Origin of the sequence: Pigmentiphaga soli (assembly GCF_039541095.1) — a bacterium.
GTDB lineage: Bacteria > Pseudomonadota > Gammaproteobacteria > Burkholderiales > Burkholderiaceae_B > Pigmentiphaga > Pigmentiphaga soli.
In genome coordinates this window covers 1-11,339 of record NZ_BAABFO010000046.1, presented here as the reverse complement: position 1 = coordinate 11,339, position 11,339 = coordinate 1, and the positions used below count along the sequence as shown (strand labels likewise).

Here is an 11,339-nt window from a genome sequence, read left to right as displayed (position 1 = left end):
GCCGGCGCGCCGCGCCCGGCGGCCGGCGGCGACGTCACCCTGGCGGTGCGGCCCGAGCACCTGGCGCTGCGCCCGGCCGACGCCACGCCCGACGCCCGCAACGCGCTGCGCGGCCGCGTGGCCGACCGCAGCTTCGTCGGCAACGCCGTCAACCTGCTGGTGGACCTGGGCGGCGGCTGCCGGGTGACCGTCGAATGCCGCGGCGAGGCCGCGCGCCAGCCCGGCGACCCGGTCCAGGTGTGCTGGGACCCGGCCCAGGCCATCGCCTTCGAACCCGAGACCGGCGACGCCGCCGTCGCCGCCTGACCCGAGGAAATCCGACATGCCCCTCAGCAACGACGCGCCGCAGCTGCCGCGCCCCGCGTGGGACCGCGAAAAGCTGCGCTCGCTGGTGCGGCCCGACCGGGTCCACCGCGCCCTGTACGTGGACCCCGAGCTGTTCGAACTGGAAATGCGGCGCGTGTTCGGCGCGGCCTGGGTCTACGTGGGCCACGAATCGCAGGTACCGGACCCGGGCGACTACGTGGCCACCCGGATCGGCCTGGACCCGGTGCTGCTGACCCGCGACGACGCCGGCAAGCTGCATCTGATCCACAACCGCTGCGCGCACCGCGGGCTGGAAGTGGCCACCGCGGAAAGCGGCAACGCGCGGTTGTTCCGCTGCGCCTACCACGGCTGGGCCTACCGCGCCGACGGCGCGCTGGCCGCGATGCCCCAGCGCCGCAGCTATCCCGGCGTCGACGCCGCCGACCCGCAATGGTCGATGCGCGCCGTGCCGCGCGTCGACAGCTACCGCGGCTTCGTGTTCGCCAGCCTGGCGGCCGAAGGGCCCTCGCTGGCCGACTACCTGGGCGGCATCCGCCACAGCATCGACGACCTGGTCGACCGCGCGCCCGACGGCGCCATTTCCTTGCGCGGAGGCGCCAGCAAGTACACCATCCGCGCCAACTGGAAGACCCAGATCGACAACGGCGTGGACCTGCACCATGCCAGCTTCACGCACTCCTCCACGCTGGACCGCGACGGCCGCCAGTTCTCGCGCCACGGCGGCGGCCCGCGCCTGCTGGAAGACTCGCGCCGCTCGATCGACTGGGAAAGCTTCGGCGTGGTGGGCTTCCCGAACGGCCACGGCTACCAGGGCCGCCCGCCGGTCGAGACCCTGCCCTCGGGCCCGGTGCACGAGGAATACGTGCGGCGCCTGGAAGCCCGCCACGGCGCGGCCCGCACCGCCGAGATCCTCAACTACGACCGCTTCAACAGCGTCATCTACCCCAGCATGACCTTCCAGGCTTTCGGCCAGCACCTGCGCATCGTGCGCCCGGTGGCGGTCGACCGCACCGAGATCCTGATCTACCCGGTCTGGCTCGACGGCGCGCCCGACGAGATGAACCGCCAGGCCATCCGCTCGATCGCCGCCACCCATTCGGCGGCGTCGATGATCCAGACCGACGACGTCGAGGTGTTCGAACGCATCCAGCGCGGCTTGTCGGCCGGCGGCAACGACTGGGTCATGTTCGGCGGCCACATGGGCAGCGAGCAGCCCTGGCGCGAAGGCGGCTGGCGCGGCCTGGGCACCTCGGAATTCGTGTCGCGCCTGCAGTACCAGAGCTGGCTGAACTACATGCTCGAAGGAGCCGACCATGACTGAACGCGGCGGGCCGGCGCCCGACCTGGCCGAAATCCAGCGCTTCGTATACCGCGAGGCGCGCCTGCTGGACGAACGCCGCTTCGCCGAGTGGCGCGAGCTGTTCGCCGAGGACGGCGCCTACTGGGTGCCGACCCGGCACGACCAGGCCAGCCCCGACGAGGCGGTGTCGATCTTCTACGACACGCGCAAGACCATGCAAGCGCGCATCGACCGCCTGGCGCACCCCGACGCCCACGTGCAGGCGCCGCCCTCGCACACCACCCATCTGGTGTCCAACATCGAGCTGGAGCCGGAACCGGCGCCCGGCGGCGCCTGGATCGCCCACGCCGCCTTCGTCATGGCCGAATACCGCCACACCGAGCCGCGCTGGTACGCCGGCCGCTACCAGTACCGCCTGCTGCGCGACGGCGCGGCGCTGAAGATCGCGCTGAAGAAAGTGGTGCTGGTCGACTGCATCCGCTCCTTCACCGCCATGGCCGTCTACCTGTGAATGTGAACGCGAACGCCACCGAGCCGAGGAAATCCATGTCACCACTGGCCCTGACGCCGCAACAGATCGCCGACTACCGCCGCGACGGCTTCGTGATCGCGCGCGGCATGTTCAGCGAGGAGGAAGTCGGCCTCCTGCTGCGCACCGCCGAGACCGACGACGCCATGCAGAAGGCCGCCTACGACCGCAGCGACGGCACCGGCAGCAAGACCCGGATGACCGTCTGGTCACACCCCGGCGACGACGTGTTCGGCATGTTCTCGCGCTGCGAGCGCATCGTCGATTCGATGGAGGCGCTGGTGGGCGGCGAGGTCTACCACTACAACTCCAAGCTCAACGCCAAGGAGCCCTACGAGGGCGGCGCCTGGGAATGGCACCAGGACTACGGCTACTGGTACCACAACGGCTGCCTGTTTCCCGACATGATGGCCACCTGCCTGCTGGCGCTCGACCCCTGCACGCCGGAGAACGGCTGCCTGCAGATATTGAAGGGCTCGCACCGCGCCGGCCGCATCGACCACCTGCAATCGGGCAAGCAGGTATCGGCCGACCCGGCGCGTGTCGCCCACCTGGAGCGGCACCTGGAAACCGTGCCCTGCGTGATGGCGCCCGGCGACGTCGTGTTCTTCCATTCGAACACGCTGCACACCTCGGCCCGCAACGACTCGCCCAGGCGCCGCTGGGTGCTGATCTCCTGCTACAACGCGCGCGCCAACGACCCGGTCATCGAGCACCATCACCCGCAGTACACGCCGCTGTCCAAGGTGTCCGACGGCGCCGTGCTGGAAGCCGGCCGGCGCGGCGGCGGCGGGCCCAAGGCCTTCCTCGACAAGCCCTACAACCCGCTGGACTACGCCGCCCGATGAAGCCGGCGCCATTCACCTATCACCGCGCGCGCAGCGTCGACGAGGCGCTGGCGCTGCTGGCCGGCGCCGGCGACGCCCGCATCCTGGCGGGCGGCCAGTCGCTGGTGCCCATGCTCAACCTGCGGCTGGCGATGCCCGAACATCTGATCGACATCAGCCGCATCGCCGAGCTCGACCACGTCGAGGAACGCGGCGGACGCATCGCCATCGGCGCCGCCACGCGCCAGCGCACGATCGAATTCTCGCCGCTGGTGGCGGCCCGGCTGCCGCTGCTGGCCGCCGCCATCCTGCACGTGGGCCACCGCCAGACGCGCAACCGCGGCACGCTGGGCGGCAGCCTTTGCCACCTGGACCCGTCGGCCGAACTGGCGCTGATGGCCTGCGTCCACGACGCCCAGTTGGTGGCGCGCAGCCCGCGTGGCGAACGCGTGCTGACGATGGCCGCGTTCGCGCTCGGCACCATGACCACCGCGCTGGAGCCCGACGAAATGCTGACCGAGGTGCGCTTTTCGCCCTGGCCCGCCGGCCACGGCTTCGGCTTCCATGAGTTCGCGCGCCGCCACGGCGACTGGGCCATGGCCTCGGCCGCCGCGCTGGTCACGCTGGACGGCGCCGGCCGCATCGAACGCGCCGCGCTGGCGCTGGGCGGCGTGGCCGACACCCCGCTGCGCCACGCCACGGCCGAGGCGATGCTGATCGGCCAGGCGCCCGGCGACGCCCTGCTGCGCCGCGCCGCCGTCCTGCCGCAAGACGTCGTCGTGCTCGACGACGACGCCACGCCCGCCTGGTACCGGCGCCAGCTGGCCGAAACGATGGCGCGCCGCGCGCTGGCCGACGCCGTCGGCCGCGCGGCCAAGGCCGCCCGGCAATGAACGCCGCCATGGACCACACCCCTCCCCTTGCCACCATCGAACTGGTCGTCAACGGCCAGGCCCGGCGCTGCGAGGCCGAACACCGGCTGTCGCTGGCCGACCTGCTGCGCGACCGCCTCGGCCTGAAAGGCACCCACGTCGGCTGCGAACACGGCGTCTGCGGCGCCTGCACCGTGATGATCGACGGCGTCTCGGCCCGTTCCTGCCTGACGCTGGCGCCGCAGGCCGACGGCGCCGACATCGTCACCGTCGAAGGCCTGGCCGACGGCGACGCGCTGCACCCGCTGCAGGAGGCCTTCCGCGACCGCCACGGCCTGCAATGCGGCTTCTGTACGCCGGGCATCCTGATCTCGCTGCTGGAGCTGCTGCGCCACTGCCCCGACCCGACCGAGGCCGAAGTGCGCGAGGTGCTGTCGGGCCACCTGTGCCGCTGCACCGGCTACCACAACATCGTCGCCGCGGCGCTCGACGCCGCGCAGGAAATGCGCAGGCGCCGCGCATGAAGGAAGACCAGCGCGTCATCGGCAGCCGCGCCCGCCGCATCGAAGACCTGGCGCTGCTGCGCGGCGAGGCCCGCTTCGTCGACGATGTGCCCATGCCGGGCGCGCTGCACGCCGCCTTCGTCCGCAGCCCCTTCGCCCACGCGCGCATGGGCCGCATCGATTTCTCGGCCGCCGCGGCGCTGCCCGGCGTGGTCGCGTGCTTCGACGCCGCCGCGCTGGCGCCGCTGCTGGCCCGGCCGCGCCTGCCGCTGGCCTTCCCCGCCGGCCAGGTGCCCGAAGCGGCCATGCCCTACGTGCTGGCGGCCGGCGAGACCTGCCACGTGGGCGAGGCGCTGGCGCTGGTGGTGGCGCAGACCCGCCACATCGCCGAAGACGCGGCCGCCCTGGTCGAGATCGACTACGAGGAACTGCCCGCGCTCATCGACAGCCGCGCCGCGCTCGAGCCCGGCGCGCCGCTGCCCTGCACCGCCGAACCTATCCATCTGTTCAAGCGCTTCGACGTCGGCTACGGCGACTGCGACGCCGCCTTCGCCGGCGCGCACGACGTGGTGCGCCTGTCGCTGCGCCAGCACCGCGGCCAGGCCCATCCGATGGAGACGCGCGGCATCCTGGCCAATCCCGACGCCGCTACCGGCACGCTCACCGTCTGGGCCTCGACCCAGATGTCGCACGAACTGGCGCATACCCTGTGCATGATGCTGGGCCTGCCCGAGACCGGCGTGCGGGTGATCGCGCCGCAGGTGGGCGGCGCCTTCGGCGCCAAGTACCTGGTCTACCCCGAAGACGTGGCGGTGGCCGCCGCCGCCCACCGCCTGCGGCGGCCGGTGAAATGGATCGAAGACCGGCGCGAGCATTTCCTGGCCGCGATCCAGGAACGCGAACAATACTGGACGCTGGAAGCCGCCATCGACGCGCAAGGCCGGCTGCTGGCCGTGCGCGGGCAACTGGTGCACGACCAGGGCGCCTACGCGCCGCACGCGATCAACGTGCCGTTCAACGCCGCCACCTCCTTTCCCGGCCCCTACGTGCTGCCGGCCTACCGGCTCGACGTGGCGGTGGCGCGCACCAACAAGGTCGCGGTCATTCCGATCCGCGGCGCCGGCTATCCGCAGGGCTGCTTCGCGATGGAGCGGCTGCTCGACCGCATTGCCGAGCGCGTCGGCATCGACCGCGGCGAAGTGAGGCTGCGCAACTACGTGCCGGCCGCCGCCATGCCTTACACCACGCCGATGGCCACCCGCGCCGGCGCGCCCGTCATCTACGACAGCGGCGACTACGCGGCCTGCCACGCGCGGGCGCTGCAGGCGGCCGACCTGCCCGGCTTCCGCGCGCGCCAGGCAGCGGCGCGCGAACAGGGCCGGCGGCTCGGCATCGGCTATGCCGCCGCGCTCAAGGGCACGGGCCGCGGGCCGTTCGAATCGGGCACCGTGCGCGTCGCCTGGGACGGCCGCGTGCAAGTCTTCACCGGCGCGCTGGCGATGGGCCAGGGCCTGGCCACCGCGCTGGCGCAGATCTGCGCCGACGCGCTCGGGCTGGACCTGGGCCGCATCGACGTCAGCTGCGGCGATACCGCCCACGTCAGCCTGGGCATGGGCGGCTTCGCCAGCCGGCAGACGGTGACGGCGGGCTCCTCCGTGCACCTGGCGGCGCGGGCGGTGCGCGACAAGGCGCTGCGCGTGGCCGCCGGCATCCTCGGCCAGCCCGCCGGCACGCTCGCGCTGCAAGGCGGCCACGTGTACGCGGAAGGCGGCGAAGGCCCGGCGCTGAGCCTGGCCGACATCGCGCAACGCCTGCGCGGGCTGCCGGGCTACGCGTTCCCGGAAGGCGTCGAAGCCGGGCTGGAGGCGACCTTCCACTTCCGTATCGACCGGCTGGCCTACGCCAACGCCTTCCACGTGTGCGAGGTGGAGGTCGACGACGAAACCGGCATGGTGCGGGTGCTGCGCTACCTGGCCCTGCAGGACAGCGGACGGCTGGTCAATCCGCGCCTGGTCGAAGGGCAGATCCACGGCTCGGTGGCGCACGGCATCGGCAATGCGCTGCTGGAGCACATGCGCTACGACGGCCAGGGGCAGCCGCTGACCACCACCTTCGCCGACTACCTGCTGCCCACCGCCACCGACGTGCCGCCGATCGACGTGCTGCTGCACGAGACGCCGTCGCCGCTGAACCCGCTGGGCGTGAAAGGCGCCGGCGAATGCAGCGTGCTGCCGGTAGGCGCGGCGATCGCGGCGGCGATCGAGGATGCGCTGGCGGACGTGGGCGCGAAGGTGGAAGAACTGCCGATATCGCCCGCGCGGCTGCTGGAATTGATCCGGCAAGCCGGCGCGGACGGGACCCGGAACGGCGCCTGATGAGCCCCGGTCCCGGCCCGGCGTTGCGAAAATTTATTGCAATAAAAAGCGTGGCGGCCCCGGCGGCGCCCGTAGACTGTCCCGGTCCGGTGAATCGGGGAGTCCGAATTGGGGCAGCGTCGCGGTTGCAGTGAATCGGCCATTGTCGGGCTCGCGCCCGGCCGTATGGGAGCGGCGTCGGCGGCCCCGGCACAGATGGGAACCGCCGCCGCGCCGGCCCCCGCCCGCCAGCCCGCGAGCCCCGCCGTCCCGCAGGACGTCCCGCCACCGCCCGGATTTGATGTTACCGGCGGTATCCGCCGGCGGGCCGCTGCCGCGGACGAACTGAGCCAGCGCGGCTGGCGCCCGCCCGACCACCTCGGCGAAAGCCGCGCCCTGGTCGGCCTGATGCGGGCGCTGAAGCATCCCACCGGAGCGGTCCTGCAAGAACTGGCGGAAACCGCCCTGCGCCTGTGCCGGGCGCACTCGGCCGGCGTCAGCATCGCGGAAGAGCCGCAGAAGCCTGGCGTCTTTCGCTGGCTCGGCGCGGCCGGGCGATGGTCTGGCTTCCTCGGCGGCACGGTGCCATACGAAAGCGACTCGCGCGGCATGACGCAGGCGCGCTGCGCGCCCGTCCTCCTCTGCAATCCGGAACGCCTCTTCACTCCCTCGCCAGCGGGCATGCCGGCGGTGGCGGAAGCGCTGCTGGTACCCTTCAAGGTCGAGGACCGGGTGGTCGGCACCCTGTGGGTCGTGGCCCACGACGCAAGCCGCATGTTCGACCGCGAAGACCTGCGCCTGCTGACCAGCCTGGGCGAGTTCGCGTCGGTGGCCTGTCACGTCATACAGCAGCAGAAACAGAGCTGCGAGGCGCTGAACCGAGAGCTTGCCGGCTCGCAGCTGCTGCAGACACTGAGCAGCGGCCTGATCCTGGAAGACGACATCGGTGCCTTCTACGAAAAGATTCTCGACGCGGCGATGGCGATCATGCATTCACAGTTCGCCAGCCTGCAGATGCTGGACGGCAACGGCGAATTGCAGTTGCTGGCCTGGCGCGGCTTCCACCAGCAATCGGCCGCCTACTGGCAGACCGTGCACCTGGATTCCGTGTCTTCCTGCGGCGAGACGCTGCGCGCCCGGCAGCGGTTCATCATCGCCGACACCGCGCGGCATGCGGCGCTGGCCGGGACCGGCGATATGGAAGAGTACAAGCGCTCGGGCATCCGGTCGGTGCAATCGACGCCCCTCATCGCGCGCAACGGCAAGCTGATCGGCGTGGTCTCCACGCACTGGCGCGAACCGCATGCGCCCACTTCCAGCGAACTGCGCATCTTCGACGTGCTGGCGCGCGAAACCGCCGACCTGATCGAACGCGCCAACACCCAGGCGGCGCTGCGCGAGGCCGACCGACGCAAGGACGAGTTCCTGGCGGTGCTGGGCCACGAACTGCGCAATCCCCTGGCGCCGCTCAGCATGGGCGTCGAGCTGCTGCAGCGGGGCGGCCATTCGCCCGAGCGGGTCGACGCCATCCAGTCGATGATCCGCCGGCAGCTGGTGCACCTGACGCGGCTGGTCGACGACCTGATGGACCTGGCCCGCATCACCCGCGGGCAGATGGAACTGCGGCGCGCGCCGCTCGACCTGCGCAACGCGATCGAAGCCGCCATCGAACTGGCGCGGCCATGGATCGACGAGCGCGGCCACGAACTGACGGTGCGGCACGAGGCGCCGGCGCTGCCGCTGGACGGCGATGCCGAGCGGCTGACGCAGGTCGTGGCCAACCTGCTCAACAACGCGGCCAAGTACATGGATCCCGGCGGCGCCATCCTGCTGCGTTCGGGCGTCGAGGGCGGCATGGCCGTGCTGCGCGTGCGCGACCGCGGCTTCGGCATCCCGGCCGAGCGCCTGGCCGATGTGTTCGAGATGTTCTCGCGCCTGCCCGAACACCGGGCGCGGCGCGGGGTGGGCGGGCTCGGGATCGGGCTGGCCCTGTCGCGCCGGCTGATCGAACTGCATGGCGGCTCGCTATCGGTCGCCAGCGAAGGCCTCGGCCTCGGCAGCGAGTTCGAGATCCGGCTGCCGCTCGCGCGCGCCGCCGACGCCGGGCAGGGCGATGCGGCCGACGCGCCCGGCGCGGCGGCAACGCCCCGGCGCGTGCTGGTGGTCGACGACAACGTCGATGCGGCGATCAGCCTGCGCCTGGCGCTCGAACTGGGCGGCCACACGGTCTCGGTGGTGCACGACGCGATGCAGGCGCTCGAGATGCTGCCGGCCTTCGCGCCCGAGGCCTTGCTGGTCGACATCGGCCTGCCCGAGGCCGACGGCTATGAACTGGCCAGGCGCATCCGCTCGCTGCCCGGCGGCCAGGGCTTGCTGCTGGTGGCGGTGACGGGCTGGGGCCAGGAGAGCGACCGCGAACGGGCACGCGCGGCCGGCTTCGACGTCCATATGACCAAACCGGTGAGCATCCCCGACGTGGAAGCGGTGCTGGCCGCCGGCAAGGAGAACGCGCACGCGCATCCAGGCTGACCACGCCAGGAGGAATATGGGTCATGCGATACCGCAGTACTTCGTTCCATTCTTCATTGACCGGCGCCCTGGCGGCATCGGCCGCAACGGCGCTGTTCCTGGCCGGCTGCGCCCACCCGCAGCGGCCCATCTACGATCATGAGGCCTTCGAGGGCGGCGGCACGTATTCGCGGCCGTTCGACGCCGCCAACACCGCGGCCTGCGAAGCGGCGCGGCGCGCCCTGCTCAGCCAGGGCTACGTGGTCTACGAGGCCGCCGCCGACAAGGTGAACGCCCGGAAGAGCTTCCAGCCCGACAACGACCAGCACATCGAGATCGATTTCCACGTGGTGTGCACCGCCGACGCCGGCAACGGGCGGGCCACCGTATTCGCCAATGCCCTGCAGGACCGCTTCGCGCTGAAGAAGAACGCCAACTCGGCCAGCGTGGGCGTGGGCGTGCTGGGCTCGGTCTCGATGCCGTTCGGCAACAGCGACGACTCGATGGTCAAGGTGGCCAGCGAAACCATCACGCAGGGCAGTTTCTACGAACGCTTCTTCGGGCTGGTCGAACAGTATGTGCAGGCCAGCGCGGGCAGCGTCGTACAGCCGACCGCGGAGGCCGGCGCCGGGCCGCAGGCGGCTCCGCCGGCAGCGCCCGCCCTCCCCGCCGCCCCGCCCTCCGCGCGCTAGGCCGGGCCAGCCGGCCGGCGAACGGCCCTGACCTTGCCGCTCTTGCCGCCGCCGCAGTAGAAGCGGTCGCGGCCCGCCGCCTCCAGGCCAGACACCCCGATGCCGGCGGGCATCTCGAGGATCATCGAGACCTCGCCGGTGTGCGGGTCGATGCGCCGCAATTCGCTCGCGTCGTTCTCCCAGGTGCCGTGCCACAGTTCGCCGTCGGTCCAGGTCACGCCGGTCACGAAGCGATCGGACTCGACGGTGCGGAGCACCTCGCCGGTGCCGGCGTCGATCTGGTAGATCTTCCGCTCCCGGTACCGCGCCACCCACAGCGTGCCCTCGGCCCACGCCATGCCCGACACGCCGTCCCCCGGCGCCGGGATCACGGCAATCACGCTGCCGGTCTGCGGATCGATCTTCCGGATGCGCGAACCGTCGATCTGGAAGATGTAGCGCCCGTCGAAGGCCGTGCCCGCGTTGGCGGCGACGGCGATCGAGCGCCGCGGCGCGCCGCTGTCCGGATCGAAGGCGACCAGCCGGTGGCCGCCGGCGAACCACACCTGGCTGCCGTCGTAGGTGACGCCATGCACTCCATCGACGTCCTCGAAAGGACCGTACTCGCGAATGATCTCAGCTGCTGCCCGTTTCATGTCTGCTCCCTGTGCGATGCATGTCTGCATGCTAGTCGTCCGCTATCGGAACGGGGAGTAACAAGGTCGTCGCGAATCCCGGCACGGGCGGCGTGACCCAGCGGCGCGCGCGGCCGCTGCCGAAGGCGCGCGCCTTGCCTGCCGCCGCCAGGCTCTCCAGCGCGCGCTGCACGGTGCGCTGGCTGGCGCCCATGGCCAGCGCCAGGGCCGAAGTCGACCACGGCTGGCCGTCGGCCAGCAAGGCCAGCACGCAGGCGTGGCGGTCTTCCACGGGCTGCGCCAGCACGGCAACCCCGCACCGTTGCCGCGGCTGCAGCGCGAAGCCGCCCGGCGTGGCGTCGATCCCGGCCAGCGGTTCGAGCGCCTTGCGCAGCCGGCCGATCTCGACCCGCAGCCGCGCGCGATGGGTGTCGTCGGCCATCCTGATGCGGAAGGCGCGCGCGATCAGCGCATTCCTCGGCGCGTCGGCGGGCCAGGCCTCGCCCAGGGCACGCGCCAAGGCGAACAGGACAGGACGCCTGGCGAGCGGGACCACGGTGCCGGCGCGCCGCACGGCGTAGCGGCAGGCATCGACGACCAGCGTGCCGGAATCGAACAGCGCTTCGACCTCATCCAGCCGCAACAGCCGTTCACCGGCGCGCGCGAGCAGGCGCGCGGCCGGCGCGTCCAGCGTGCGGGCCGCCTGTTCGACCTCGGCCACATCCGCCCGGATGCCGGCGCGCCGCGCGGCGGGCACGGCCCGCGCCAGCGCCAAGTCGGAGGCCAAGCGGTCTTAGGAAGACAAGTACCTCA

General features: G+C 71.9%; 10 protein-coding genes and 1 pseudogene. 9 read left to right on the top strand and 2 right to left on the bottom strand.

Annotation, left to right across the window (positions count from 1 at the left end):
* From ABD927_RS24340 to ABD927_RS24300, 9 genes are all read left to right on the top strand, one after another.
* Positions 1 to 306, top strand: a 306-nt coding sequence (locus tag ABD927_RS24340; protein ID WP_345252489.1) for a TOBE domain-containing protein, incomplete at its 5' end; no start/stop codon positions are given.
* 16 nt (positions 307 to 322) lie between these two features.
* Positions 323 to 1,648 carry an aromatic ring-hydroxylating oxygenase subunit alpha gene (locus ABD927_RS24335; RefSeq protein WP_345252488.1) on the top strand — a complete coding sequence of 442 codons (1,326 nt, stop codon included), beginning with the start codon at positions 323 to 325 and terminating at the stop codon, positions 1,646 to 1,648.
* Positions 1,641 to 2,138 carry an aromatic-ring-hydroxylating dioxygenase subunit beta gene (locus ABD927_RS24330; RefSeq protein WP_345252487.1) on the top strand — a complete coding sequence of 166 codons (498 nt, stop codon included), beginning with the start codon at positions 1,641 to 1,643 and terminating at the stop codon, positions 2,136 to 2,138. The genes ABD927_RS24335 and ABD927_RS24330 overlap by 8 nt, the downstream gene beginning before the upstream one ends.
* 35 nt (positions 2,139 to 2,173) lie before the next feature.
* Complete coding sequence (locus ABD927_RS24325; RefSeq protein WP_345252486.1) at positions 2,174 to 3,004, top strand: phytanoyl-CoA dioxygenase family protein; 831 nt, start codon at positions 2,174 to 2,176, stop codon at positions 3,002 to 3,004.
* Positions 3,001 to 3,876, top strand: coding sequence for an FAD binding domain-containing protein (locus ABD927_RS24320; protein ID WP_345252485.1), 876 nt, complete (start codon positions 3,001 to 3,003; stop codon positions 3,874 to 3,876). The genes ABD927_RS24325 and ABD927_RS24320 overlap by 4 nt, the downstream gene beginning before the upstream one ends.
* Before the next feature lie 8 nt (positions 3,877 to 3,884).
* Positions 3,885 to 4,379 (top strand): (2Fe-2S)-binding protein, encoded by a 495-nt coding sequence (locus ABD927_RS24315; RefSeq protein ID WP_345252484.1) that lies wholly within the window; start codon positions 3,885 to 3,887, stop codon positions 4,377 to 4,379.
* A complete protein-coding gene (locus ABD927_RS24310; RefSeq protein WP_345252483.1) occupies positions 4,376 to 6,733 on the top strand; it encodes a xanthine dehydrogenase family protein molybdopterin-binding subunit in 2,358 nt (785 codons plus the stop codon). The genes ABD927_RS24315 and ABD927_RS24310 overlap by 4 nt, the downstream gene beginning before the upstream one ends.
* Positions 6,734 to 6,928: 195 nt before the next feature.
* Positions 6,929 to 9,241, top strand: coding sequence for a hybrid sensor histidine kinase/response regulator (locus tag ABD927_RS24305; RefSeq protein WP_345252482.1), 2,313 nt, complete (start codon positions 6,929 to 6,931; stop codon positions 9,239 to 9,241).
* 23 nt (positions 9,242 to 9,264) lie between these two features.
* The gene (locus tag ABD927_RS24300) at positions 9,265 to 9,912 is read left to right on the top strand and encodes a DUF2242 domain-containing protein (protein ID WP_345252481.1); all 648 of its coding nucleotides are present in this window, start codon (positions 9,265 to 9,267) and stop codon (positions 9,910 to 9,912) included.
* Here the strand turns inward: ABD927_RS24300 and ABD927_RS24295 are convergent.
* Together ABD927_RS24295 and ABD927_RS24290 are read right to left on the bottom strand one after the other, a co-directional pair.
* Entirely contained in the window at positions 9,909 to 10,547 is a 639-nt protein-coding gene (locus ABD927_RS24295) for a Vgb family protein (protein WP_345252480.1), read from the bottom strand. The genes ABD927_RS24300 and ABD927_RS24295 overlap by 4 nt on opposite strands.
* A gap of 31 nt (positions 10,548 to 10,578) precedes the next feature.
* A pseudogene (locus ABD927_RS24290) lies at positions 10,579 to 11,298 on the bottom strand (helix-turn-helix domain-containing protein); the annotation flags it as partial.
* Between the last annotated feature and the right edge of the window lie 41 nt (positions 11,299 to 11,339).